A 26,973-nucleotide genomic window follows, 5' to 3' on the forward strand; every position below is an offset into this window, starting at 1 on the left:
TTATTGGTTCTTAAAATTTAATATGTAGATCTTCCTTACGTGCGTTTGGGCGTTGCGCTGAAACTTTTAGTTGTTTTCTGTCAATTGTTTAAGATATAATTCTCTATAATAGCCATCCACATCTATAAGTGTATCATGAGAGCCTGATTGAATCATCTTACCATCTTCTAACACAATGATGTTATCTGCACTCTTAGCTGAAGAGACTCTATGGCTTACAATAATAGTAGTCTTATCTCTTGTAATGGCCCTCAGGTTATTCAGGATTTTCTCTTCAGTTTCGGTATCTACGGCCGACAAACAATCATCAAATAATAAAATTTGAGGTGCCTTAATGATGGCTCGGGCAATGGAAACCCTTTGTTTCTGTCCACCAGACAGGGTTATGCCACGTTCACCCAAAACAGTGTCATAACCTTTAGAAAATCCTTTAATGTTTTTGTGTACGTCTGCATTTTTTGCCGCATTGATAACTTCTTCTTCGGTTGCATCTTCCTTGCCAAACATGATGTTATTTCTAATACTATCCGAAAACAAAAAGGCTTCTTGTGGTACGTATCCAAGATTGTTTCTCAAACTATTTAAGTTCAGGTTTTGAATAGGGGTACCATCTATTTTAATCTCGCCCGAGCTAACATCATACAACCGACCAATAAGATCTAACACCGTTGATTTTCCTGAACCTGTTTTGCCAATAATGGCCATGGTGTCGCCTTTTTTAAGCTTGAAACTCACTTTGTTTAAAGCTTGGATGTTGGTGTCTGGATAGGTAAATGAGACGTTGTCAAATTCGATAGCTCCTTCTATATGGGAAGGCTCCGGATTGGTATTTTTAATAGTAGGTTCCTGTTTTAAAAATTCATTGATGCGCTTTTGGGATGCTTCAGCTTGTTGTACTACAGATGTCACCCAGCCAACGGTTGCTACGGGCCATGTGAGTAAGTTGACATAAATGATAAACTTGGCTATAACCCCTAAACTTTCAATTTCTCCATCTATATATTGTTTTCCGCCAATATAGATTACAATAATATTACTGAGACCGATTAAGAAAATCATTAGCGGAAAGAATAATGCTTGAATCCTGGCGAGGTCAATATTTTTTTCTCTGCTTTCTGCAGAGAGTTTGTAAAATTCAGCATTAGTGCTGGCTTCCAAACCATAAGACTTTATAACACTGACACCACTAAAGGTTTCTTGAGAAAAAGTTGAGAGTTTCGATAACCATTGCTGTACAATTGTACTTCGTTTATGAATGGATTTACTTAAAATATAAATAAAGTAAGACAGTATAGGTAGCGGAATAACAGTGTATAAAGTTAAGGTGGGCGCTGAATTGAACATTAATATAAGGGCAATAACAAATAATGTTACCGTGTTAATACTATACATAAGGGCAGGGCCTGCGTATTCCCTTACTTTACCCACGTCTTCACTAATTCTGTTCATTAAATCTCCGGTGCGGTTAGATTTGTAAAAATCAAGAGACAGGCGTTGGTATTGTTGATAGACTTCGTTTTTTAGGTCGTACTCAATCTTCCGAGATACATATATTATAGTTTGCCGCATCAAAAATGTGAATATACCGCCGATAATTGCAGCGCCAACGATATAAAGAATATTGATGAGTAATTCGGTTTTTACGGTCGCAACATCAGTGGTGATTCCCTTTCTATAATTATCAATGACGTCTACAGAATTTCCTACCAATTCTGGGGTGAAAAGTAAAAAAATTCTTGCAATAATTGTGATTAAAATACCTGCAAGTAATTTATATCTGTATTTGTAAAAGTATTTATTGACGTGTTGTAATTCTCTCATTGATAAATCTAAACCGTTTGAAATTGATGATTTGATAATTTAGCAGCTATAATTTTGCTAGAACTCCAATATTCATTTATTTTTGGGCCTAATATTTAGATAATCTAAAAAAGGCTGAATTAATTATAAGTATATGAATTCAAAAGTTATAAGTGCTAAGGAACTTGCAAAGGCAGACCCTGTCTTTGGACAACTTTCTTTTGATGATCACGAACAAATTGTGTTTTGCAATGACAAAGATACTGGTTTAAAAGCAATAATTGGTATCCATAATACGGTTTTAGGCCCAGCATTAGGCGGAACGAGGATGTGGAATTACGCTAATGAATGGGAAGCATTAAATGATGTTTTAAGACTCTCTCGAGGTATGACCTTTAAATCGGCAATCACGGGTTTAAATTTAGGAGGTGGTAAAGCAGTAATCATCGGCGATGCCAAAACCCAAAAAACGCCTGAATTAATGCGTAAATTTGGTGAGTTTGTACATTCCCTGAGCGGTAAGTATATTACTGCAGAAGATGTGGGGATGACTACTGAAGATATGGATACTGTAAGAGAAGTTACACCTTATGTTACGGGGATTTCTGAAAGTAAAGGAGGGGCGGGTAACCCTTCTCCAATTACTGCTTTTGGCGTTTTTATGGGCATGAAGGCTGCAGCAAAATATCAATTTGGATCTAATGTTTTAGAAGATAAGTCTGTATTTGTTCAAGGTATAGGGAATGTAGGAGAGGCTCTAGTAGAACATTTAGTTAATGAAGGAGCCAAGGTAACTATTGCAGATCTTAGTGAAGAACGCTTGGAAAGCGTTAGCAATAAATATGGTGTAGCTATCTATAAAGGTAAAGACATTTATAGTGAGGCTATGGACATCTACGCGCCTTGCGCATTGGGGGCTACAATTAATGATGAAACCATAAATAAGATTAAAGCTAAGGTAATTGCTGGAGCGGCAAATAACCAATTGGCCGAAGATAGACACGGTGTAATGTTGCAAGAACGAGGTATTGTGTATGCACCTGACTTCTTGATCAACGCTGGCGGAATTATTAACGTCTATGCTGAGCTAGAAAATTATGGGCGTGAGGAAATTATTCGGAGAACAGAAAACATTTACAATACTACTTTAGAAATACTAGAGCGGGCCGCAACTAATGGGGTTACACCCAATGTTGCAGCGTTAAATACTGCACAAGAACGAATTGCAAAACGAAAAGCCGAAGATTCAAAATAAGGCGAATATATCTGCTGTTTTTGTTTTGAAGTTATAAATTAATACTATTTTTGCAGGGCGAAAAGTCAACCATACTTTTCGCCCTTTTAATTTAATAAGTTCTTACAAATGCTAAATAGAAGACATATTCGTATAAAAGTGATGCAAACCCTTTATGCGTTTAAAGGTGGAGAAAGTGACGATTTCAAAAAAGACGAGCGATTCTTACTTCAAAGTCTCGATCACATGTATGATTTACACCTCTTAATGTTATCCCTCTTAATAGAGGTTCAAAAGCGGGCTGAAGATTATCAGGATAAATCCCAGCGCAAAATTTTAGCAACCAAAGAAGAAAAACATCCGAATTCAAAATTTATTAATAACCAAGTATTGCAACTCTTAAGAGAAGACCGGTCACTTCAAATAGAGATTGAAAAGCGCAAGATTGATTATTGGTATCTAGATTTTGAGTATGTTGATATCATTTTTAAAAGCATTTTGGAAAGTGAGCTCTATAAGGACTACATGAAAACGTCTGTATCTGACTTTAAAGAGGACCGAAATTTTATTATGGACGTGTTTAGTGATATTGTAGCTCCAAATGATAAGCTTTATGATTATATTGAAGATAAACGACTGACCTGGTTAGACGATTTGCCAGTAGTCAATACGGGAATATTGAAATTGCTTAGAAAAGTTAAAAAGGAAAACAGCCACAATTACTTTACTCCAAAATTGTTTAAAGACACAGAGGATAGAGAGTTTGCAACAACACTGTTTAAAAAGTCTATTCTTAATAAGTCTAAGTTCAATGAAGAGGTGGCCGCAAAAACCAAAAATTGGGATGCAGACCGGATTGCAAGTTTGGATGCCATTTTACTTCAAATGGCTATTTGTGAATTTCAAAAATTCCCTTCCATTCCTGTTAAAGTAACAATTAATGAATATATAGATATTGCTAAAGAATACTCAACACCTAAGAGTAGCTTCTTTATAAACGGTATTTTAGATAAAATTGTTAAGGAATATACTGAGAAAGGCGAATTAAATAAAATAGGACGAGGGTTGATGTAGTAAGAAATTATTCTTATTTTTACCTTCTTAAAGTTGTTTTAAACAGAACATATAAAAAAGAATACAATGAAAAAAGTAATGTTAGGTGTTAGCGCACTATGTTTGGTAGCATTTATGTCTTGTAAAGAAGATGCTACAGCAAAAATCAAATCTGAAAATGTAGCCGAAGCGGCAGAGAGAGATGCTAATTCAGGGAGCTTTGCAGTAATTGAATTTGAAGAAGTTGAACACGATTTTGGAACAATACAAAACGGAACACCAGTAGAAACAGTATTTAAATATAAAAATACGGGAACATCTCCTTTAGTGGTGAGTGATATTAAAAGTACTTGCGGATGTACAGTGCCATCAGATTGGACACGACAAGTGGCACCTGGTGAAACTGGTGAATTTAAAGTTAAGTTTGACGGAAAAGGTAATGGTGTAGTTACAAAATCAATTACTATGACCACAAACACTGAAAAAGGAGCAGAAACGGTTAGAATTAAAGCTATGGTAGAAGGTGGCGCTGGAACAGCACAACCTGCGGCCCAAACAGGAACGCAATCTATCATGCAGCAACCAGCTCGTAAATACAGTACACAACCTGGTCATGAAGGCCATAACCACGACTAATAATACTTAAGAATCAATGGGAGAAGGAATAAGTTCATTTTTGCCTTTTATAGCAATGTTTGCTGTAGTTTATTTTTTTATGATTGCACCGCAAATGAAACGTGCCAAAAAGGAGAAAAAGTTTGCAAGTGAATTGAAAAGAGGTGACAAAGTAATTACCAAAAGCGGAATGCACGGTAAGATTGTTGACCTAAATGATAAAGATAACAGTTGTGTTATTGAAACCTTAGCGGGAAAAATAAAATTTGATCGCTCTGCAATTTCCATGGAGATGAGCAGTAAGCTTAACATTGATCCTGCAACAACAACATCAAAGTAAACTTTGTTTAAAGTCTAAAAAAGCCACTTAAAAGTGGCTTTTTTTTTGTTAACAGTTTTTGTATTTATCGTGAAGTCCCATACCTTTTAAAATCATTGGTTTAATTTTATTCAATCGGGAATGTTTGGTATTATCTCTTTTTGCTGATGCAATATGTTCTGCATACTCCCTCTGTTTTCCGGGAGTGAGGCTGTCAAAACTTTGCTTAAAGATTTTATCTTGTTGGAATGCTTCTTTTAAAAGAGATGGAAGGTCAACATTTTTACTTTTGCGTTCTGGCAGCAATTCTTTACCCAATTTTTGGTTTTCAATGGCCTCCTTGACATAAGCCAAAACCACTGGTTTATTAATGTCTACTATTGATACAAAGCGCATTTGCCGCAAGCCCTTCGTTTTTTCTTGGGCATTCATCAACAGTTGATTGTCGTCTTTTAAAAACACACCATTAAAAAACCATATACAGAAGTGATTCTTAAAAGCGCCAATTCCCAATACATTTTTACCATTTAAAGTGTATACAGGTGCGCTCCATTTTAGGGTTTCTTCTAATTCTGTAGAAGTGATGAGTTGTCTTAAAGTTTTAAGTGCTTCGCCATAATGGGAATAAAGTTCAATATATTCATCTACAGTAGTTGCTTTTGCCATAGGGCAATAAATTTTTAGGGATTGATTTTGTGTATTAAAATTAATAAAAATCCTTATACATCAAATATTTGATAATCCTATTACTTTCTTAACGCTGTCAATTCTGCAATTTTACAAATAACTTCAGTAGCTTTAATCATGCTCTCTACAGGAACATACTCATAACGTCCGTGAAAATTATGGCCACCAGCAAATATATTGGGGCAGGGTAAACCCATATAGCTTAATTGCGAACCATCAGTGCCCCCTCTAATAGGTTTTATAAGTGGTTTAATGTTAACCGCTAACATTGCCTCCGCAGCAATATCTACAATGTGCATAACCGGCTCAATCTTTTCTTTCATATTGAAGTATTGATCTTCGATATCTATAGTCACAACCTCTCTTTCGTATTGTGTGTTGATGTCAAAAGTCAATTGGTGCATTGCTTCTTTTCTGGCGTTAAAATGATCTTTGTCATGATCTCGCACAATGTACTTCAATACTGTTTCCTCTACACTACCATCTATGCTGGCAAGGTGAAAAAAGCCTTGATAATTTTCAGTATGTTCAGGGGTTTCCAATAATGGAAGTGAGTTAATGAATTCAGTAGCTATATACATGGAGTTGACCATCTTCCCTTTAGCATAACCAGGATGCACAATGGTGCCTTTTATTTTTACGGTAGCGGCAGCAGCGTTGAAATTTTCATATTCTAATTCGCCTATCTGGCTGCCATCCATTGTATAGGCCCATTCCGCACCAAATTTCTCTACATCAAATTTATGGGCCCCTCGACCAATTTCTTCATCAGGGGTAAACCCAATTCTTATTTCTCCATGTTTAATTTCAGGATGCTGAATCAGGTATTCCATAGCAGAAACAATCTCTGTAATCCCTGCTTTGTCATCAGCACCTAAAAGCGTGTTGCCGTCAGTAGTTATGAGCGTTTGACCAGTGTACTGTAATAAATCATCAAACAGGTCAGGAGATAAGACAATGTCCTTTTCAGCATTTAAAACAATGTCTTTACCATCGTATTTTTCAATAATTTGAGGTTTTATGTTTGCACCGGTAAAATCTGGAGAGGTATCAAAATGAGAAATAAATCCGATAACGGGAACATCATGATCAACATTACTGGGTAAAGTTGCCATGATATAAGCATTCTGGTCTATGGATACATCTGTCATGCCTATGGCAGTAAGTTCTTTAACCAACGCATGGGCCAAATTCCACTGTTTTTCAGTACTTGGGGTCGTGTCAGAATTAGGATCAGATTCTGTATCAATAGTAACGTAACTTATAAACCTGTCAATTATGTGTTTCTTATCAATCATATAATTTTTCTTTAATGATGCAAAATAAAGCATATTCAAATGAACATTTACGAGGTTGGTTAAATTTTCAGTAAATATTCCCATTATAATAGGATGATGTTAACTACTTAATTAAATAAATTAACGCAATCAAACAAATGATGAGCAGCACTAAAAAACAACACTGCCTAAACTGTATCTAAGTATTGAGTTATTAGCAAAGCATATGATGAACGTTTTTTATTTGCAAGAGTCAGTTTTAATCTTAAATTATTTTATATAAAATGAATCCCTTTAAAAACTGCCCTATATTTGGGTAATTTTTATTTTTGCACTTATGTATAGAACATTACTTCGTCCACTATTATTTTCATTTGATCCTGAAGCTATCCATCACTTTACCTTTAAGGTAGTGAGGTTAGCTAATGCTATTGGATTAGGAACAATTTTCAGGTCATTATATAAAGTAGATCATCCTGCTCTAAAACGAGAGCTTTTTGGTTTACAATTTCCAAACCCTGTAGGTTTGGCCGCTGGGTTTGACAAAGATGCGAAGCTGTTTAAAGAACTTTCAAATTTGGGATTCGGTTTCGTAGAAATTGGAACTGTGACACCAAAACCACAGTCCGGTAATGAAAAGCCTCGTTTGTTTAGGCTGAAAGAAGATGCAGCAATAATCAATAGAATGGGTTTTAACAACGGTGGTGTAGAAGATGCTGTAGAACGCTTAAAGACCAATGCTCCAGTTGGAAATAAACATCGGGTTTTAATTGGTGGTAATATTGGTAAAAATAAAGTAACACCTAATGAAGATGCTGTTAAAGATTACATCATCTGCTTTGATGCCATGTTTGACTATGTCGATTATTTCGTGGTCAATGTGAGCTCTCCAAATACCCCAAATCTTCGTGCTTTACAGGAAAAGAAACCGCTTACGGATTTGTTACGAACGCTTCAAGACAAAAACAATTTGAAGGAGAAACGGAAACCTATTCTTTTAAAAATTGCGCCCGACTTAACCGATGAACAACTTTTAGATATTATTGATATTGTTTCAATAACCAATATTGACGGTGTTATTGCTACCAATACCACTATTTTAAGAGAGGGTTTACAAAGTGCAAACAAAGACGAATTAGGCGGTTTAAGTGGACGACCTTTAGCAAAAAGAGCTACAGAAGTCATTCGGTTTTTAGCAGAAAAAAGCCATAAAGCATTCCCAATTATTGGGGTAGGAGGAATTCATACGCCTGAAGATGCATTAGAAAAGCTAGCCGCAGGCGCTGATTTGGTGCAGTTGTATACTGGTTTTATATATGAAGGACCCCAACTGATTAAAGATATTAACAAGGCAATTATAAAACGAACGTAAGGTTTTTGACGATATAGACTACAGTGAATTAATAGATAAACCTTGCCAGCTGGCCATGATAGAAACGCTCATCTCATTTTCAATAGCCACCCTTGCGTTGGCCATTTCTCCAGGCCCCGATAATATATATGTCCTGACCCAATCATTGATTAATGGTACTAAAAGTGGCGTTGCTACAACTGCCGGATTAATCAGCGGCTGTATTGTGCATACCACCTTATTGGCCTTCGGAATTTCTGCCATCATTACGGCTTCAGAATCTCTCTTTTATGGTATAAAAGTGCTTGGCGCGTGTTATTTACTCTATTTAGCTTACATGGTTTTTAAGAGCGATCACTCTATTTTATTGTCTGATGACGCCCCAAAAAGATCCTATTGGATGCTTTTTAAAACAGGGGTGATCATGAACTTGGTGAACCCCAAAGTCATGATTTTCTTTTTAGCATTTTTCCCTGGGTTCTTATGGGAAAAGGATGGAAATACTGTTGTTCAATTTTATATCTTGGGCGCTGTATTTATGGCCGTGTCATTCGTTGTTTTCAGTGGAATAGCGCTTTTGGCAGGTCGGATTTCAGATTTTATTACAGAACAAAAAGGAGTTGGTATTGTTCTGAAATGGCTCCAAATTGTTGTGTTTGTTGGTATTGCACTCTACATTATTGTTGATTAATTTATATGTTGTTGTTGATTGGAGATGCTAAAAATTGTTAGGGTGGGTAAATGAGGTATTAAAAAAAATATACCAATAGACACACATCACTTATTTCTGTAATGTTTTTTTATAGGGAAGGATTTCTTCTACAAATGAATTCCTATCTTTGAACCCATGCAACACGTAAAAATCATAGAATGTCCGCGCGATGCCATGCAAGGCATTAAGGATTTTATTCCAACCGATAAAAAAGTACAGTACATCCAGTCGCTGTTGCGCGTTGGTTTTGATACTATAGATTTTGGCAGTTTTGTGTCGCCTAAAGCTATTCCGCAAATGGTCGATACTGCAGAAGTGCTTTCAAAATTAGACCTTTCTAAAACGAAGAGTAAATTACTCTCCATAATAGCTAATACTAGAGGTGCGGAAGATGCATCTGTGCATCCTGAAATACAATACTTGGGATATCCATTTTCTATTTCAGAGAACTTTCAAATGAGAAATACTCATAAAACCATAGCTGAGTCAGTAGTAACCTTAAATGAGATTCTAGAAATTGCTGATCAAAGCAATAAGGAAGTGGTGGTGTATATTTCTATGGGCTTTGGCAATCCTTATGGAGATCCGTGGAATGTGGATATTGTTGGCGATTGGACGGAGCGTTTAGCTACTATGGGTGTCAAAATATTGTCGTTGAGTGATACTGTAGGAACCTCAAATCCGGAGAACATTAATTATCTGTTTTCAAACTTAATCCCAAAATATCCACATATCGAGTTTGGAGCACATCTTCATACTACTCCAACCTCGTGGCACGAAAAGGTGGACGCTGCCTTTAAAGCTGGCTGTAATCGTTTTGATGGCGCTATTCAAGGCTTTGGTGGGTGTCCGATGGCTAAAGATGAGTTGACGGGTAACATGCCTACTGAAAAATTGTTATCTTATTTTACAGCAAAACAACGGTGCGATCTTAATGCCCTAAGTTTTGAAAGCGCCTATAATGAGGCCACGAAAATTTTTTCGTCCTACCATTGATTAAATTTAACTTTTAGTAAGATTCACAATCACAGTTATTTAACGTTGTGTTAAAAATATTATTTTAAATTAATCTAAATAAGCTTTGTCAAATTGAAATCGTGTTTTATTTTTGCCGAATAATTAATTATAAATAATCATTCTAAATAAAAACAATTTCAAACTCTTACAATGAAAAATAATTTATTGGTAGTAGCGCTGTTAATTTCAGCTATTACATTTTCACAAACATCTCAAGATTCTTTACCGGTCAATAAAGACCAAAATTCTGCTGAACGTATACTCTCGGGTAATATCAGTTCTGGTGTTACAGTAGGTGGCTACGGTGAAATTACTTATAATCAGCCGGAAGGAGGCAATGGCGAGCTGGACGTTCAACGTTTGGTGTTAATGTTTGGCTACAAATTTAATGACAAAGTGCAATTTGTAACTGAAGTTGAATTTGAACATGTTAGTGAAGTGTATGTAGAGCAAGCTTTTTTACAGTACAGTTTAAATGACAATTTGAATCTTCGTGGTGGATTAATGCTTGTGCCTATGGGTATTATTAATGAATACCATGAGCCTACCACATTTAACGGTGTAGAGCGCCCAAGTATGGACAAAAGCATTGTCCCAACAACTTGGAGAGAAATTGGTGTTGGTGTGGCTGGAACTGTGGATGATGCATCATTACGTTATCAGGCATATATTTTTAACGGATTTGCTTCTGTTAATGGTTCTAAATTCTTAGGCGGTAAAGATGGCTTGAGAAATGGCCGTCAAAAGGGAATTAAATCGAACATCGATTCACCTAACCTTTCTGCAAAATTGGATTATTACGGATTGCCAGGATTGCGTTTAGGATTGTCTGGCTATGTAGGACGCTCTCAAGCTGAAGATAATGTAGAGGAATTGGATGGTTCTAGTGTAGGTATTTCTATGGTAGGATTGGATGCACGTTACAACTTTAAACGATTTGCTGCCCGCGGACAATTTGTATACTCCTCTTTAACCGATACTGAGGCTTATAATGAATTGCATTATGATTTAGATGCCAATCCAACCCAAGGCTTAGGTAGTGCTATGCAAGGATGGTATTTAGAGGCAGCGTACAATTTATTACCGCTTACAAAGCAACAGCAATTGTATGCCTTCGCACGTTATGAAGCTTATGACACAAATGCGTCTGTAAGTGGAGATTTGTTAGTCAATGATGCCTTTAATAGAAGCGATTGGACTGTTGGTCTATCTTACAAATTAGCTCCAGGTGCGGTCCTAAAAGCAGATTATCAATTTAGGGATGATGCTACGTCTGCTAATTTGGCCAACCAATTAAACCTTGGTATTGGCGTGTGGTTCTAATTAAATTTGATTTACTATAAACGTGTCAATAGCTAGAGAATTATATCTCTAGCTTTTGGCATGTTAATTGGACAAGAGAAACAATTAAATATCTTTGCAACATGAATTTGAAATTTACCATTATCATTTTTATTCTTACTGCATTTCAAAATGTAGAATTGCCTAAGCATATACAGAAGAAAGTTGATAAAGAAATAAGTGAAACATTTCAATCAACCGCAACTCAATTTGAAACGTTTAAAATTCCGCAGGATGTTGCGAAAGGTTTGCCCTCAACCTTTGGGTCTGACAATTTTTTTAAAATTCGCCATAACAACAAATTGTTAGGGTATGCTTATATTGCTAAAGCTCCAAGTAAAACGGATGAATTTGATTATTTGGTACTATTAAACCCTGATCTTGTGGTGTTGTCTACAAAAGTATTGGTCTATCGTGAAGATTATGGAGGAGAAATTGGAAGTAAGCGCTGGTTGCGTCAATTTATTGGAAAATCCCTAAAGGACGAGCTGCGTTATGGCGACAATATTATGGCTATTTCAGGAGCTACTATCTCAGTTAGATCTATGACATCAGCAATGAACGATCTTTTAAAGTCATTAAAAATACTTCACTCTAAAAATATCATTTAGTATGCATCTAAATGGCTTGATATATACATTCCCTAAAGAAATAAAATTCTTAATTGCTGCGTTTATAATCGTATTAAGTGTTGGGTTTTATACAGGTTTGCTTTTTGTAGGCAATACATCAGGAGCAGAGCCGAAAGGGATTGAAGAACAGTATTTGGGAAATGAACTTGATGAGGATGCTAGTGTGATGAAATTTAAAAAAAGTGAGCAAGAAATGCTGACCTTGGTTCATAACCACATTTTGTCTATGTCCATTATTTTCTTTTTAGTGGGAATTCTATTAAGTACCACGCAACTCAACAAAAAACTCAAGCTATTCTTAATTGTAGAACCTTTCTTATCTGTGATATTGACCTTTGGTGGCTTATATTTTCTTTGGTCCGGTCATTTATGGATGAAGTATATTGTCATGTTTTCTGGTATGCTTATGGCTATAACCTATACATGCTCTATAGTCGTTATTCTAGTTCAAGTATTCCAATCAAAAAAGGTTTTGTAAATATATCATCAGATATCATCCTTTATAATAAATTGAGGCCTCTTCTAAACTTTAGTTTTATTTTTATTAGGTGTATAACTTCAAGGTGCTCGTTACTAGTGCCAAATTGTACATAGATTTTAAAGTTATTAGCAAGGTTCTCTACTCATAATCTACAGTTGTATCTACAATAATTTATAACCCAATAATTTTAGGTTATTGTTTATTAAAGCATAAATAATTATTTTAAGATAATCTTAAATCTGTTTTCGGTATAAATATTGTACATTTGCACGCAATTAAACCGTAATTGCAATGACAGCACACGAAAGCAAAATAGTAAGTGAGGGATTAACTTATGATGACGTACTCCTAATTCCTGCATATTCTGAAGTCCTTCCTCGAGAGGTCAACATTCAAACCCAATTTACACGTAATATTAAGATTAATGTTCCTATTGTATCTGCCGCTATGGATACGGTAACTGAGAGTGCTATGGCTATTGCCATTGCTCGAGAAGGTGGAATTGGTGTCTTGCATAAAAATATGAGTATTGCGCAACAAGCTAATGAAGTGCGAAAAGTGAAGCGTGCTGAGAGTGGTATGATAACTGACCCTGTAACGATGCCGTTAACGGCAACAGTTTTAGATGCGAAGCAACTAATGGCAGAACATAGTATTGGTGGTATTCCAATTACTGATGGGAAGGGGGTCTTAAAAGGTATTGTTACCAATCGTGATTTACGTTTTGAAAAAGATGGCTCTCGTGCCATTTTAGAAGTCATGACTAAGGATAATCTCGTAACTGCACCCGTCGGAACATCATTGCAGGATGCCGAAGGAATTCTTCAAAAGAACAAGATTGAGAAATTACTGATTGTTGATGAGAATTACAATTTAGCGGGTTTAATTACATTTAGAGACATTACCAAATTAACTACAAAACCTATCTCAAATAAAGATACTTACGGGCGTTTGCGTGTTGCAGCGGCAATCGGTGTAACGGGTGATGCTGTTGAAAGGGCAGAAGCTTTAGTGAAATCTGGCGTAGATGCTGTTATCATTGATACTGCTCACGGACATACCAAAGGTGTGGTGACAATTTTAAAAGAAATTAAAAAACTATTCCCTGAGCTTGAAGTGGTGGTTGGTAATATAGCTACGGCAGAAGCTGCTGAATATTTGGTTGAGGCCGGTGCAGATGCCATTAAAGTTGGTATCGGACCAGGATCTATTTGCACCACAAGGGTTGTTGCAGGTGTTGGTTTTCCACAATTCTCAGCAGTATTAGAAGTGGCTGCAGCCATTAAAGGTTCTGGTGTTCCTGTAATTGCAGATGGCGGCATCCGCTATACAGGAGATATTCCTAAAGCCATTGCGGCCGGCGCAGATACGGTGATGTTAGGTTCCTTATTGGCTGGTACAAAAGAATCTCCAGGAGAAACTATCATCTATGAAGGTCGTAAATTTAAATCCTATAGAGGTATGGGATCTGTGGATGCCATGAAACAGGGTAGTAAAGACCGTTATTTTCAAGATGTTGAAGATGACATTAAAAAATTGGTTCCAGAGGGCATCGTAGGACGCGTACCATACAAAGGCGATCTTTTTGAGAGTATCCACCAATTTATTGGAGGTTTGCGTGCCGGTATGGGCTATTGCGGCGCTAAAGACATTGAAACACTTAAAGAAAATGGTCGTTTCGTAAAAATAACATCTTCCGGAATTAATGAAAGTCACCCTCATGATGTGACCATTACTGAAGAATCTCCTAATTACTCAAGATAAATTACTTAAGTAATTCGATATAAAACACGACCTTGATAGGTCGTGTTTTTTTATGGTTATTATAAATTTTTAGTGTATTTTGTATGGGACTTCTATTGATGTACCTGTGGGTACTCAATATTCATGATTTTAAAGCTACGATCTTCCTTGGCCAATTTAAGAACAGCAATATCTCCTACTTGTTTGTCTGTTAATAATTTGGCGATGGGTGATAAAAATGAAATTTTTCTTTTTGAGATATCCGCTTCGTCTACCCCAACAATTTGATAGTGTTGTAAGTTTTTATCGGAACCTATTTTTAAGGTAACAATGGCTCCAAAACGCACTTCATTTTGCGGTTGAGTTGATAAATCCACTATCTTGGCGGTTAGAATCCTATTATTGAGTAACTGTAATTTGGCATTGATATAATTTGTGGTAATTCGTTTTTCCTTTTCATTGGTATTGTCTAACCCGTCACGTTCTGTAATTAGTCGTTCTCTTTCACCTAATAATTCGTCCATACCTACCTGAGTCACATAATTAATAGCGCCTTCTGGCAAATCTGCTCTCGGGGGTACCATTGGCACTTCTTCTTGATCCTCTTCTTTTACAAATCCTCTGCTCATAATAAACGTTTTTTGTCAGGTTGCTTGCTAAGGTTAACAAACTATAGCTTTAACTAACATTTAAAAATAAATAGAATACGGGGTAATGGTTGTCCGTATGAGTTATTTTATGAACGCAATACCAAGTCTAAAGTCATTAAACACAGTTCAACGCGCTTTTCTGTAAATAGTGCTAGGAAGTTGTCGTTGTAAGTTCAGTCAACACCTGCTTAAACACGTCTACTGGTTGTGCGCCCGTTACGGCACTTTTTCGATTAAAGACAATTGTTGGGACCGATGTTACTCCTAATTGGCGCCAAAATTCTTCCGCATTCTTTACATCGCTACGTACCTTATTATCCTCTAGGCGTGTTAATGCTTCTTCCACATTTAACCCAACATCAGATAATATTTGGTTTAATACCGTTCTGTCCGACACATCTTTTCGATTACTAAAAAAAGCCTTCGTCAATCGCATCTGTAATTCTGTTTGTTTACCAAATTGTTTGGCATAGTCCAACAAAATATGCGCATCAAAGGTGTTGACAATTCGCATCTCATCAAAATAATCGAACTTAAAATCGACCTCTTCCCCCGCAGCAACCAAGTGTTGGTGTGATGCTTCTTGTTGTTCAGAAGTAGAACCATATTTTTCGGCGAGATGTTCTTTCAAATTTTGTCCTTCCATGGGCATGTTTGGATTTAATTCAAATGGCTGCCATTCAATTTCTACCTGATCTTGAATGCCCAATTCCGTAATGGCTTTTTCTAACCGTTTATAACCTATGGTACACCAAGGACATACCACATCAGAAACAATATCTATTTTTAATTTCTCTTTCATTGTTTTATAGTTTGTTAAAATCTTAATCGTAATACATAGCATAAACTTTCATTGTAGCGCTGATATTCCTCAGATTTGTAGTTGGTTGCTCACAATCCATAATACTACATTCTATTTATTTGATACTTCTAGACTCGAGGCCTAGCCGCTCAGTACTATATTTAATTCAACTCTGATAGCGCAGATTTTTATCCCCCCCCCCTTTTGAAAAATTTGACAGGTGAACTAAATGAATTTGATTACAGAGGTCTCTTGCAAAAGGCTGTTAAAACCACAGAGAAATGCTATGGATTGTAAGTTAGATGTTCAATATTAAATCATAAATTATAAGTTTTTAAAACCATAAAACTGTAATTTCGCGCGTAAATAATTATGACATTCAATGACGGATTTTAAACCTATTATAAAGGTTCTTGAAGAGGCTTATGAAATCCCACATTTGCAGGCTACCAGAAAAATATCTGCGTTGTTGCCTTACAATTACTATGAAACGGATAAACATTTCCCTGTGCTTTATTTACAGGATGGGCAAAATTTGTTTAACCCCATGTCTCCTTTTGGCGATTGGGCTATAGATCAGTCGTTGGCAAAACTGGCCGAGCAGGGCATGAGTGATATTATTGTCATTGCTATAGATCATGGAGAAGACGAGCGTATCACTGAGTATCTGCCGTATTACCATCCGAGATATGGTGAAGGGAAAGGCAATTTCTACATTCAGTTTATCATTGAAAAATTAATTCCTTACATTAACAGTAATTATAGGACACTGCCTGATTTTCAGAATACGGGCATTGGTGGGAGTTCTTTGGGAGGTCTGATTAGCCTACACGCAGGATTGTCAAATCCGGGTGTTTTTGGTAAAATGATGATATTTTCACCAAGTCTGTGGATTGCGAAAACAATTTTCAATCAAACGGAATCATTTCAGCCTTTACAGGAGTCAAAAATTTATTTGTATTCAGGAGGTAATGAAAGTGCCGAACATTTGCCAAATGCTCAAAAACTGGAAGCCATTTTTAGAGAAAAGATGGTTGAAAATCATTCGATAGATTTCCATTTTTCAATCAACGAAATAGGAAAACATGCGGAAATTTATTGGAAACATGAGTTTCCAAAAGCTGTGAAATGGCTTTATTTTTAATTTGAAATTATGATTTATAAACACATTACCCAACTTAACATTCATCAAGATGTCATTGTACCATGTCGTAAAGGGCAATTGGACCATCTTAGTCAATATACCACGGTAAACGACCCAGATTTTAATGGTGAGTTTTCAACCGTTCAAATGCTTTACGGAGCAGAAGGCAATAGAGTTTATTTGTTAGGGTTAGGAGAGGAGAAGGATGCCGTAAAAATTGATGACGCCTTCAGAAAGCTCAGTTTTGATTATAAAAAATATTGGAAAGAACCTGTTCAAATTATAACAGAAGGTTTTTCTGATGCTGAACTTCGTAAAGTGGTGATTGGTTTAGAAATGTCGGCTTACAATATTGGCGCTTTTAAATCTAAAAAGGAGCAGGATGGGCCAATTACATTTGAAATTGTAAATTCTCAAAACGTGACCGCCCTTCTTGAAGAATCTCAAGAAATTGGCGCCACCATTAATAGAATTAAAACATTAGTAGATGCACCGGCCAATCAAAAAACACCTGAGTTTTTAGGGCAATGGGCGCAAGCTTCTGCGCATGATGCTAACTACACATGCACAGTATTACACAAAAAGGAACTTGAAGCCCAAGGATTCCAAGCCGTTATGGCGGTAGGGCAAGGTAGTGCAAATCCGCCAGTGGTTATTGTAACTGAATATATGCCGAATAAAGATGCTGCGGTGGATATCGGTTTGGTAGGTAAAGGCATCACTTTTGATACCGGCGGTTTGTCAATTAAGCCTTCAACTAATTTGCATTATATGAAGAGTGACATGGGAGGCGCCGCTATTGTACTTGGCGTTGTAGAATTGGTGGCAAAATTGAAACTCAACGTTAATGTTGTTGGTGTAGTAGCTTCTGCAGAAAACGCGGTAGATAGCAATAGTTACCGTCCTGGAGATGTTATAAACAGTTACTCAGGAAAAACTATAGAAATTATTGATACTGACGCTGAAGGTCGTCTGGTCTTAGCAGATGGCTTAAATTATATTATTAAGGAATTTAAGCCCAAGCAAGTTATAGATTTGGCTACTTTAACGGGGAGTGTCGTTCAAACCTTAGGATATTCCGCTGCAGGCATGTTTACCAACAATACCGAGATGGCACAAAAACTCTCAACAATAGGGTTTGAAATCAATGAACGGGTGTGGCCGTTACCCCTATTCTCAGACTTTGATAGTGATTTGCATAGTGATATTGCGGACCTCAGAAACTTTAGTGGGAAACCTATTGCAGGTGCAACTACCGCAGCAAAGTTTTTAGAAGCTTTTACGGAGGAGCATCAGGCATGGATGCATTTGGATATTGCCGGCGTATCATTTGGCGACTCTAAATATGCCAAAATGAAAAGTGCAAGTGGCTATGGCGTCCAATTAATGGTAAATTATATCAAATCTATTTCAGAGAACTAAAAGTTTATTTTGTATTTTGTGTGAGAATAGTACTGAAGTAACCGTTGCTTCAGGAAGAGTTTTTATTTAAGGTATCTTATCTAAAAGCTTTCATCAATAAAAACTCCACAGTAATATGTCTGCCAAACGACCACTCAATTTTCTATGTGTTACTACGTATCATAAAGGTGCCGATTTTATAAAAAGCTGTAAAGCTGAAGGCAATAATGTCTATTTATTGACCAAAAAGAAATTGGAACACGAGGTGTGGCCGTGGGAAGCCATTGATGATGTGTTTTACGTGGAAAATTGGAATCAAAGTGATGTCACCAAGGGCATCGCTTATAAATTCAGAACTATAAAGTTCGATCGTTTTGTGGCCTTGGATGATTTCGATGTCGAAAAAGTAGCGCTTTTGCGCGAACATTTCAGAATGCCCGGCATGGGCAGAACGACCTCACATTATTTTAGGGATAAATTGGCCATGCGTATGAAAGCGCAGGAGGAAGGCGTCAATGTACCCAGGTTTACAGCTCTTTTTCATGATGTTGATATCAATGCCTTTGCGGATAATGTGAGTCCACCATGGTTCCTAAAACCGCGTTTGGAAGCTTCTGCAACCGGTATTAAGAAGATCAACAATCGCGAAGAACTTTGGCAAATAGTCAATGCACTTCAAGACGAACGTGATAATTATTTAATTGAAAAGTTTGCCCCAGGTGATGTTTACCATGTAGACAGCTTGACGCTTGACGGAAAAGTCATATTTTCCAGAGTGAGCAAATATTTGGATACGCCGTTCGAAGTGGCCCATGGTGGAGGTGTCTTCAGATCTGCCACTTGCAAAATTGGCACAAAAATAGAAAAGGCATTAACCAAAATGAACGCTGAGGTCATGACCGCTTTCGGGATGCAGTTTGGTGCATCTCACACTGAGTTTATTGAGTCTAAAGACACAGGCGAATTGTTTTTTCTGGAAACATCTTCACGTGTAGGCGGGGCTAATTTAGCGGAAATGGTAGAGTTGGCATCGGGTATTAATCTCTGGGGAGAATGGGCGCGTATTGAGAGTGCCACCCTAAGGAATGAAAAGTATACCTTGCCTGAAGTCAAAAATCAGTATGCGGGAATTGTGGTGTCCTTAAGTAAATTTGAGAATCCGGATACGTCAAGTTTTAACGATCCTGAAATTGTATGGCGAATGGATAAGAAATGGCATATCGGGATGATTGTAGTTTCTGAAAATGCAGAACGGGTGATGGAGTTGTTAGATGATTATACCAAGCGTATTGCGACTGATTTCCATGCGAGTATTCCGGCACCGGATAAGAGTTTGTGATTTAAGATAGAACGCTGAGTGTTTATGATTTTCACTGATTTTTAAAAGGAATTACCTAAAATCTACTTCACCGTCTGAACGGACCGGCAGGTCAGCGTTCCACTTAAAGAAACTTAAGATTAAAAAATTCTATTTTTAAGATTTCGTGAAGAATGATGAACGGTCAAAATGTCTATTCGTGATGGACTGACAACTTTATAGATAATTCTATAGTGGCCTTCAATTAATTGTCTTGTATGTTGTTTATTTATTTCAGGAACGGTTTGCCCAGAATAAATCTGAGAATGTAGAATCTTCGTGCGTTACTTGATTCTTATAACTTGAAGTTTAGCGTAGTTTTTAGAATCTTTTGAAATGTAATCAAAAATAGCTCTTAAATCTGCAACAGATTGATGGGTCCAATTTATTTGAACCATTTTTCTAGTTGCAGTTTTTAGAATCTTTTGAAATGTAATCAAAAATAGCTCTTAAATCTGCAACAGATTGATGGGTCCAATTTATTTGAACCATTTTTCTAGTTCAGTGGTTAAGTCAGATTCAGAAACATAATTCCCACTTTCAGACTGTTGGTACCCGTTCTCTATTTTTTCAATTAAAATTAATCACTCAATGAGTTCATCAATAGTAAATTCGTCAGGTATACTTTCGATTTGTTCTTTTAATTTAGTCTTTGTAATCATCACACAAGATTGAAATCTAATATACAAAATTATTGATTTGGTCTACTTAAAAAGGGAATTAACTTGCTAATCCGATGGAACTCGGATGAGGATGATTGTTTATGATTTATAAATAGATATCTGTGATAATCAGTTAACTCTGCGTCGCCCGCCAGAACGGTCGGGCAGGTCAGTGTTCCAACAATCTCACGGTTCAAAAAAACCAGTGCTGCCACCAACCCAAGTTTTATCCTTGTTGTACTTTACACCCACCATTTCGCCTTTACTGAGTCGCATCAAATTACTGACAATTTGAGTTTGATTGGTTTTGCTATTATGGAGTAACATCATCCGAATCTCACACTTTGCCGGTTCATCCATGGTTTGGATGATAGGCGCATAGGCTACTTTTTCTTGTAACAGGTAATTCGATTTATCTTTAACAGCGTCTATCTTCGCCTGATCGACATGTATTTCAACGCCAGCTCCCGCAAAAGAGTAGAGCGGTTTTAAAACATAATTTTCTAAATCTGTCGGGATGTTTTCAAGTTGGTCCAAGTAATAGGATTTTGGAACATAGTCACCTTTTAGCAATGGCATCGTGTATTTGCTAATTCTGAAAAACCAATTGGGGTGTCCAATCCATTCAATATCTACGTCTTCTTTAAAATCAAATTCCCGGTCTAAATCTGGCCGTTGGTCCAATTCATCAAAAATGATGCGGTTATAAATCTTTAAGACTCGAATTTCTTCGCCATTAGCATCCACATAAAATAATTGCCTTCCTCTTTTAATCAATTCGGAAATGCACAACACTTTAATTCCTAACAACGCTTCCGTGGCATAAAAGTCGATGGCTGTAGCCTGTTTTTCAGGCTCAATTTCTAAAAGAATCACTTGTTTGGGATCGGTAGCTCCTACAATTTCTGCGCGTAATAACTCCACATATTCTTGAGAAGTCAGCTCGTTAAGGTGTTGCGAAAAATCATGTGGAATTGCCTCGTAATGTTTACGATACATCCTGCCTAAAAGTTCCTGAAAAAAGTAGAGGGACGGAAACCCTTGCAGTTCGATAAGTTTAGGGGTGAGTTCTCCGTTGTCATCTAAACACACTCCAAAATCCAATTGTAAAAATTTTGCGTGCGCATCTTCATTAGGCACTCTCATTGCCTCGTTAAAGAACGCACCGTCAGTGAGGTCTTTAAAATTAGGCTGATTGATAACTTTCATAATGTCATCACAAGCTTCCATTAATTGTTTTTTTAATGCTTTTGGAATAAAAACAGGCGTTTCGGCAATTTTAAATTGAGGTGTATAATTGAATTGCGTGTTAATATCAGCCAGCATGCCAGCGTATTTATCATCCGTAAATTGCGCGTTGAATGCTTGGCGTAAGGAGGCAATCATAGTGTTATGAGATTAGTTCTGGTGACAATTGTTTAATAGCGCTTGCAATATAGTTGGGTAGAATGATTTTGTGGGTTTTAATGATTTTATCCGGGTCGTCCATTTTATCCATCATATCATCATATTTTTCTTCACCAAAATTGGCAATGACCTTATGTTTATTGGCATCGGCGAGAAAGTGGGCACGCATCCCAATAGGATCGGCTTCGGGGTGGAATTGTGTACCTACAAATTCCTTAGAAAAACGTACCGCCATAATGGCGCGCTCATAACTTACATGGCTGCGGATTTTTTCTAAACTTAAAATAGAAGCGCCGTGTTCCTTAAAGACTTTCAGTCGGGGTTGTACCAATTGCCAATCACGAGAATCTACAGCATAAAACGGATCGTCCAAACCTTCTAAAAGCGGGTCTTTTAGCCCTGCTTTAGTTTTGTGGATGGGCAAAACCCCAAAAGAAGTGCTACGTCTTGGTCGCATTTCGCCTAATTTAAAATAATCGCATACCACTTGAAAGGAGTAGCAAATAAAGAACATATATTTCTTTTGATCTAAAGAACTCTTATTGAAATCCCACAAGTCTTGAACCAAATTCAGATAGGGAATGCGCCAAGGTCCATCCTCAAGCGGACTGTCCGGTCCGCCGCTCGAAATATAAATATCGTAAGAGCTGTCTGGTAATTCATCAGCACCTCTCACATTAAATATGGCATAATCAACTTCATCTTCAAAGCCTCTCACAATATCAGCAATACAACGCAAGCCCTGATTGGGTTGGTTGTTGTTCATATCCAGTATGGCTACTTTTATCTTTTCTTTGGGCATGTATAGTGTTCTAAGTTCCTAAAACGGTCTGTGCAATAATATAATCGACCACCTTGGTCAAATCCTTGGTGTCTTCATAAACAGCAATTTGCCGATCAGCTCCCGTTCCGTTAACTAACATAGTCTTAATATGCTCTATTTCCTTACGCGATCCGAGCTCATCCACAACATCATCAACAAATTCGAGTAATTCTAGCATTAATTCTCTGGTGGGCACTTCACATTCTTTGCCAAAATCAATCATCTTCCCATCGATTCCGTATCTACTGGCACGCCATTTATTCTCATTGATTAAGGCGCGGTGGTAGAGCATAAAATTAAGATTTTGAGTTCTTAATTTATAAAGTTTAGCAACTAGAGCTTGAATTAAGGCGGCAATGCTCAAGGTTTCCTCAATAGTCATCGGCACGTCACAAATCCGCACTTCCACCGTTGGAAAAACGGGATGGATCCGGATGTCCCACCAAATTTTCTTCGGATTGTCAATACACTTTGTTTTAATCAGGATGTCAATATAATGCTCATATTCTGCAACGGTTTGAAAAACGCCAGGGATTCCTGTTCTAGGGAATTTGTCAAATATTTTTGAACGAAATGATTTGAACCCTGTATTACGGCCTTCCCAAAATGGCGAATTGGTAGACAGCGCGTATAAATGCGGTAAAAAATAACGCATGGCATTGGTTAAATGCAAGGCCAATTGTTTGTCTTCAATACCTATATGCACATGCAGTCCGAAAATTAAATTTGAGCGGGCAGTATCTTGAAGTTCATTAACAATCTCGTCATATCGCGGATTAGGGGTCATCAATTGAGTTTCCCATTTGGTAAACGGATGAGTGCCGGCTGCGGCAATTTTAAATCCTAATGTACCTGCAATTTCTGAAATGGACTTTCGCAAATGCGTCAGCTCCGTGCGTGCTTCACTGATGTCCTTACAAATATTGGTGCCCACCTCCACAACAGCCTGATGCATTTCAGCCTTTACTTGCTCATTTAAGAGTTTGGCCGCTTCTGATACAATTTGCTGATCATGGGAAATTAATTCTCGGGTTTTCGGACAGATGACTTGATATTCTTCTTCAATGCCTAATGTGAACTTCATAAAATACAATTGGTTTTAATTACTATTGCGGCATAAATGATGTCTTTCAAATACTTTAAAAGAGCACCGTATAATTATTTATAAGTGGTTTTTTTACCGGTAATTTGGTCTTTAACAAAAGTTCCCCAAGTGAGGTTCATCTTGTCATTTTTATATTTCTTAGCCTTCGCAATGGCCATGTTGGCCGCGTTTTCAACAATCCATTCAAAATTGTCCTGACCTACCGAATTGATATCAGCATCAGGCGCTGGATTACAGAAATCGATGGCATAAGGGATACCGTCTCTTACGGCAAATTCCACAGTGTTAAAATCGTAGCCTAAAGCTTTATTGAGTCGGATACAGTATTTTTTGATTAAGTCTAACAGCTCTTGTTTAACAGGAGGCCCGTCAATGACATAGCGTAAATGATGCGGATTTCGCGGTTCATACTGCATAATATGCACGTTGTCCGTATCTAACACATAACATCTGAAATACTCGGTAAAATTGATTTCTTCTTGCAACATCATTACCAAGTTTTCAGTTTCGCCGTGTTTTTTCCACAAATCTTGCGAATTTTCAACACGATACACACTTTTCCAGCCGCCACCATCATGAGGTTTCATATAGGCAGGAAAACCAATGGTATCGAACATATGTTCCCAAGCAAAAGGGAATTTCATGTTTCTAAATGAATTTTCATCTGTATCAGGCGGACGGTGTGAAGACGGTAAAATAAATGTTTTTGGTACCGGCACACCCACTTTTTCTGCCAAGGCATTATTGAAGAATTTTTCGTCGGCACTCCACCAAAACGGATTGTTGATGACCGCAGTCCCAGAAATTGCCGCGTTTTTTAAATAGGCGCGATAAAACGGGACGTCCTGAGATATTCTGTCAATTATTACCGCATAATCCGTAGGTTTTGCCTGTTCTACCATATCGATAGAAACGGCTTCCGCCATAATATTTTTTACTTTCTTCTCATTAACACGATCTATAAATGCCTGTGGAAACGTGTTTTCTTTTCCGAATAGGATGCCAATTTTTTTCATATGTATAAATTTTTGGTGGTGTATCTTAATTAGTTTAAAGTTTTGAAAGGTATTCTGGAAATATATCGCGCCATAATGGCCAATCGTGTTTTGCCCATTTTCGGACATCATACCAAAAGGGAATATTTTTATCGCGGAGTATTTGGGCCATTTTTTCGTTCGCTTCCAAACAAATATCCCATTCGCCAACGCCAAGGATAATCTTCATTTTCCATAAATCGGGATGGTTATTTCCGGGTAAAAAATCTATGGGGTTATTGAAAAATACAGTGTTATCATAATAACCGTCTACAAACGATTTGATATCAAAAGCGCCGCTCATACTAAACATATGGCTTACCTTTTCTGGATGCTTAAACGCGAAATTTGAGGCTTGATAGCCTCCAAAACTCGGTCCTGCTACCGCAACCTTAGGCAATCCTTTGTCCTCACAAATAGGGTTGACTATTTCATTCATAATAAACTGATCGTACCATTCGTGGTTTCTTGCACGTTGTGATGGATGGATTTCTTTATTGTACCAACTCAGTTCGTTAATACCATCAGGACAATAGATTTGGACTTTACCTTGCTCCACAAACCATCGGACAGATTCTATAAGTTTCATGTCTTTACATTCGTTGTGTTTTCCCATGGTCGTTGGGAATAATATGACGGGATACCCGGCATGTCCAAAAACGAGCATTTCTATATCCTTGCTAAGGGTTGGGGAGTACCATTTGTGATGTTGTTCTTTCAATAGTTGAGTGCTTTAGTGTGTAAGGTGTCCTCGTAAAACTATGTGTGGACGCAATGGTCAGTCATAGGTTAAGCGTGTTCTGTTTTAACTTGATACAGATACAACAATATACTTTTTTTAATTATAAATTGCGATGAAATACAGTGAGATTCTTAAAATTTTATAGAATATGGATTAAAGTTGATATTGTAGTTGTGTTTATCTTATGTTTTAATGATAAAGCTTAAGATATTTTTAGCACTACAATAAGGTGCTAGGTTGTTTTTGTAGTGTCAACTCGCGCCTTCAAATAAAATTAAATACCTATAATGAGCAAGAGGTTATCGTGGCCAGAGAGCGCGAAAAAGAATTTAAGGAATGGTTGGAATAGTTATTCATCAATCCTATTCTCATCAAATGCCGAAGGGAGTAATTTCGGGATAAACTTGATAAATAAAGGCAGTAAGAGTGCACCTCCTGGCAACATAAAGATGGCTAAACTTGGTATCGATTTAAAGATGTCCATCAATTGTTCTTGAACTTTTTTATGTTCGGCCGCTGTGAGTTCTCGTGTGGTGGACTTGGTTAAAAGCACCATCAATTCTTTACTCTCCTTGAGTTCTTGTAGTAAGCGTTTGCTGTTTCTACTGATTAGCTTCATCACCATCTTGCTCGAATTGTCATAAAAACTCTTCACAAAATTTTTGGAGCCTAAGGCAGCAATTTTGCTTTTATTCGAACTATAGAAAAGGTCAATATCAACAATAGACTGTCTTAACACTACGATTTCGAGATCTAGATGTTCACAGAATTGAGCTAAAAACAGGTTCTCACTCTTATCAATCACATTATCTGTCCAGGATGCCATGCAGGCAATATCAATAATATACCGTTTTTCTAAAGAAGTCTTGAGCGTAGCGATGGCTTCACCATAATCTAAAGGGCCATTGGAATGGTAACGTCTGGATAATTTAAAGAGCTTGGTTAAACTGTCGTCATACTTGGTCTTTTGAAGTTTAGATTCAAAAACTTCAACCACTATAGTCTCAATAGTCGTTTCAATGTCTTGTAGATATTTGTCTGAAACGGTGTTGGTGTCCAAATATTTCTGATACGCTAAGACATCTACAAACAATAGGGCGTTAGTGATGAAATAATTAAAATTCTTGGTAAACACGTTGTCATCAATATGTACGCGTTTTTCAATCAAGTCTTCCAATAACGCCCCAGATTTCTTTTTGATTAATAGCGATTGAAAAATGGAGGTTTTACTGACCGTTATGGCACTATAGAAATTAATGACCGTGTCTATAAATTTTTCTTCGGATGGGTTTTGCTTATAGAAATAGAAAAACGCTAAAATTAAATTGACTTTACACAATTCTTCGTCGGTCAAGTCTTTTTTAGGAACCGCATTGCTAACAACCCCCACATTACTACCATAGATAAATCCGCACTGCTTGAGTTCTTGATAAAAACTTTCAAGAGTGATGTTGAAAAAAGTTTCATCCAGCGAAACTTCTTTTAGTAATTTTTTGATCCAGCCCGAAGCAGAAGGATTCATAGTCGCTATTCAATTAGACTGCAAAGATACTTTTAAAAATAAAATTCCTCATTTTTTTACGT

26 protein-coding genes and 1 pseudogene are annotated in these 26,973 nt (G+C 37.1%); 15 read left to right on the top strand and 12 right to left on the bottom strand.

The window, feature by feature from the left end; all coding sequences use genetic code 11:
• Positions 1-66 precede the first annotated feature (66 nt).
• Positions 67-1,821, bottom strand: coding sequence for an ABC transporter ATP-binding protein (locus BXY82_RS07975; protein ID WP_133757677.1), 1,755 nt, complete (start codon positions 1,819-1,821; stop codon positions 67-69).
• A 133-nt stretch (positions 1,822-1,954) separates the two neighbouring features.
• On the opposite strand from BXY82_RS07975, the gene BXY82_RS07980 reads away from it, so the two are divergent.
• The 4 genes from BXY82_RS07980 to yajC all read left to right on the top strand — a co-directional run bounded on the left by BXY82_RS07980 (position 1,955) and on the right by yajC (position 5,042).
• Positions 1,955-3,055, top strand: a complete 1,101-nt coding sequence (locus BXY82_RS07980) for a Glu/Leu/Phe/Val family dehydrogenase (RefSeq protein WP_133757678.1) — start codon at positions 1,955-1,957, stop codon at positions 3,053-3,055.
• A 108-nt stretch (positions 3,056-3,163) separates the two neighbouring features.
• Positions 3,164-4,108: a transcription antitermination factor NusB gene (nusB, locus tag BXY82_RS07985; protein WP_243835746.1), complete on the top strand. Its 945-nt coding sequence runs from the start codon at positions 3,164-3,166 to the stop codon at positions 4,106-4,108.
• A 66-nt stretch (positions 4,109-4,174) separates the two neighbouring features.
• The gene (locus tag BXY82_RS07990; protein ID WP_133757679.1) at positions 4,175-4,723 is read left to right on the top strand and encodes a DUF1573 domain-containing protein; all 549 of its coding nucleotides are present in this window, start codon (positions 4,175-4,177) and stop codon (positions 4,721-4,723) included.
• A 16-nt stretch (positions 4,724-4,739) separates the two neighbouring features.
• Positions 4,740-5,042, top strand: coding sequence for a preprotein translocase subunit YajC (gene yajC / locus BXY82_RS07995; protein WP_133757680.1), 303 nt, complete (start codon positions 4,740-4,742; stop codon positions 5,040-5,042).
• 48 nt (positions 5,043-5,090) lie between these two features.
• On the opposite strand, the gene BXY82_RS08000 is transcribed toward yajC, so the two are convergent.
• Both BXY82_RS08000 and pepT read right to left on the bottom strand, forming a co-directional pair.
• Positions 5,091-5,687 (bottom strand): YdeI/OmpD-associated family protein, encoded by a 597-nt coding sequence (locus BXY82_RS08000; protein WP_133757681.1) that lies wholly within the window; start codon positions 5,685-5,687, stop codon positions 5,091-5,093.
• An 80-nt stretch (positions 5,688-5,767) separates the two neighbouring features.
• Positions 5,768-7,006, bottom strand: a complete 1,239-nt coding sequence (gene pepT / locus BXY82_RS08005) for a peptidase T (RefSeq protein WP_133757682.1) — start codon at positions 7,004-7,006, stop codon at positions 5,768-5,770.
• 316 nt (positions 7,007-7,322) lie between these two features.
• Between pepT and BXY82_RS08010 the strand changes: the two genes are divergently transcribed.
• The 7 genes from BXY82_RS08010 to guaB all read left to right on the top strand — a co-directional run bounded on the left by BXY82_RS08010 (position 7,323) and on the right by guaB (position 14,283).
• Positions 7,323-8,357 carry a quinone-dependent dihydroorotate dehydrogenase gene (locus tag BXY82_RS08010; RefSeq protein ID WP_133757683.1) on the top strand — a complete coding sequence of 345 codons (1,035 nt, stop codon included), beginning with the start codon at positions 7,323-7,325 and terminating at the stop codon, positions 8,355-8,357.
• Positions 8,358-8,412: 55 nt separating this feature from the next.
• Complete coding sequence (locus tag BXY82_RS08015; RefSeq protein WP_133757684.1) at positions 8,413-9,027, top strand: LysE family translocator; 615 nt, start codon at positions 8,413-8,415, stop codon at positions 9,025-9,027.
• 156 nt (positions 9,028-9,183) lie between these two features.
• Positions 9,184-10,044 carry a hydroxymethylglutaryl-CoA lyase gene (locus BXY82_RS08020; RefSeq protein ID WP_133757685.1) on the top strand — a complete coding sequence of 287 codons (861 nt, stop codon included), beginning with the start codon at positions 9,184-9,186 and terminating at the stop codon, positions 10,042-10,044.
• Between the two features lie 171 nt (positions 10,045-10,215).
• On the top strand, positions 10,216-11,388 hold the full coding sequence (locus BXY82_RS08025) for a porin (RefSeq protein ID WP_133757686.1): 1,173 nt from the start codon (positions 10,216-10,218) through the stop codon (positions 11,386-11,388).
• Positions 11,389-11,489: 101 nt separating this feature from the next.
• The gene (locus BXY82_RS08030; RefSeq protein WP_133757687.1) at positions 11,490-12,017 is read left to right on the top strand and encodes an FMN-binding protein; all 528 of its coding nucleotides are present in this window, start codon (positions 11,490-11,492) and stop codon (positions 12,015-12,017) included.
• Between the two features lies 1 nt (position 12,018).
• Positions 12,019-12,516 carry a hypothetical protein gene (locus BXY82_RS08035; RefSeq protein WP_133757688.1) on the top strand — a complete coding sequence of 166 codons (498 nt, stop codon included), beginning with the start codon at positions 12,019-12,021 and terminating at the stop codon, positions 12,514-12,516.
• 294 nt (positions 12,517-12,810) lie between these two features.
• The gene (gene guaB, locus BXY82_RS08040) at positions 12,811-14,283 is read left to right on the top strand and encodes an IMP dehydrogenase (RefSeq protein ID WP_133757689.1); all 1,473 of its coding nucleotides are present in this window, start codon (positions 12,811-12,813) and stop codon (positions 14,281-14,283) included.
• Positions 14,284-14,375: 92 nt separating this feature from the next.
• On the opposite strand, the gene BXY82_RS08045 is transcribed toward guaB, so the two are convergent.
• On the bottom strand, positions 14,376-14,891 hold the full coding sequence (locus BXY82_RS08045; RefSeq protein WP_133757690.1) for a GreA/GreB family elongation factor: 516 nt from the start codon (positions 14,889-14,891) through the stop codon (positions 14,376-14,378).
• Positions 14,892-15,063: 172 nt separating this feature from the next.
• Positions 15,064-15,714, bottom strand: a complete 651-nt coding sequence (locus tag BXY82_RS08050; RefSeq protein WP_133757691.1) for a DsbA family oxidoreductase — start codon at positions 15,712-15,714, stop codon at positions 15,064-15,066.
• Positions 15,715-16,096: 382 nt separating this feature from the next.
• Here BXY82_RS08050 and BXY82_RS08055 point away from each other — a divergent pair, with 382 nt between their 5' ends.
• From BXY82_RS08055 to BXY82_RS08065, 3 genes are all read left to right on the top strand, one after another.
• A complete protein-coding gene (locus BXY82_RS08055) occupies positions 16,097-16,858 on the top strand; it encodes an alpha/beta hydrolase (protein ID WP_133757692.1) in 762 nt (253 codons plus the stop codon).
• 9 nt (positions 16,859-16,867) lie between these two features.
• Positions 16,868-18,280 carry a leucyl aminopeptidase family protein gene (locus BXY82_RS08060; RefSeq protein WP_133757693.1) on the top strand — a complete coding sequence of 471 codons (1,413 nt, stop codon included), beginning with the start codon at positions 16,868-16,870 and terminating at the stop codon, positions 18,278-18,280.
• 115 nt (positions 18,281-18,395) lie between these two features.
• On the top strand, positions 18,396-19,598 hold the full coding sequence (locus BXY82_RS08065; RefSeq protein ID WP_133757694.1) for an ATP-grasp domain-containing protein: 1,203 nt from the start codon (positions 18,396-18,398) through the stop codon (positions 19,596-19,598).
• A 119-nt stretch (positions 19,599-19,717) separates the two neighbouring features.
• Here BXY82_RS08065 and BXY82_RS15695 read toward each other — a convergent pair whose 3' ends face one another.
• From BXY82_RS15695 to BXY82_RS08095, 6 genes are all read right to left on the bottom strand, one after another.
• Positions 19,718-19,891 (bottom strand): type II toxin-antitoxin system RelE/ParE family toxin, encoded by a 174-nt coding sequence (locus BXY82_RS15695; protein ID WP_133758620.1) that lies wholly within the window; start codon positions 19,889-19,891, stop codon positions 19,718-19,720.
• 573 nt (positions 19,892-20,464) lie between these two features.
• Entirely contained in the window at positions 20,465-21,664 is a 1,200-nt protein-coding gene (locus BXY82_RS08075; protein WP_133757695.1) for a hypothetical protein, read from the bottom strand.
• Between the two features lie 4 nt (positions 21,665-21,668).
• Positions 21,669-22,487: a type 1 glutamine amidotransferase gene (locus BXY82_RS08080; protein ID WP_133757696.1), complete on the bottom strand. Its 819-nt coding sequence runs from the start codon at positions 22,485-22,487 to the stop codon at positions 21,669-21,671.
• Between the two features lie 10 nt (positions 22,488-22,497).
• Positions 22,498-23,592 (bottom strand): carboxylate-amine ligase, encoded by a 1,095-nt coding sequence (locus BXY82_RS08085; RefSeq protein ID WP_133757697.1) that lies wholly within the window; start codon positions 23,590-23,592, stop codon positions 22,498-22,500.
• 74 nt (positions 23,593-23,666) lie between these two features.
• Positions 23,667-24,629, bottom strand: a complete 963-nt coding sequence (locus tag BXY82_RS08090) for an ATP-grasp domain-containing protein (RefSeq protein WP_133757698.1) — start codon at positions 24,627-24,629, stop codon at positions 23,667-23,669.
• Positions 24,630-24,663: 34 nt separating this feature from the next.
• Positions 24,664-25,368, bottom strand: coding sequence for an esterase family protein (locus BXY82_RS08095; RefSeq protein ID WP_133757699.1), 705 nt, complete (start codon positions 25,366-25,368; stop codon positions 24,664-24,666).
• A gap of 274 nt (positions 25,369-25,642) precedes the next feature.
• Between BXY82_RS08095 and BXY82_RS15605 the strand changes: the two are divergent.
• A pseudogene (locus BXY82_RS15605) lies at positions 25,643-25,738 on the top strand (DNA-binding response regulator); the annotation flags it as partial.
• Here the strand turns inward: BXY82_RS15605 and BXY82_RS08105 are convergent.
• Positions 25,739-26,911, bottom strand: a complete 1,173-nt coding sequence (locus BXY82_RS08105; RefSeq protein ID WP_133757700.1) for an LETM1-related biofilm-associated protein — start codon at positions 26,909-26,911, stop codon at positions 25,739-25,741. It lies immediately after the preceding pseudogene.
• Between the last annotated feature and the right edge of the window lie 62 nt (positions 26,912-26,973).

Origin of the sequence: Gelidibacter sediminis (assembly GCF_004364975.1) — a bacterium.
In the GTDB taxonomy this organism is placed as follows: Bacteria; Bacteroidota; Bacteroidia; order Flavobacteriales; family Flavobacteriaceae; genus Gelidibacter; species Gelidibacter sediminis.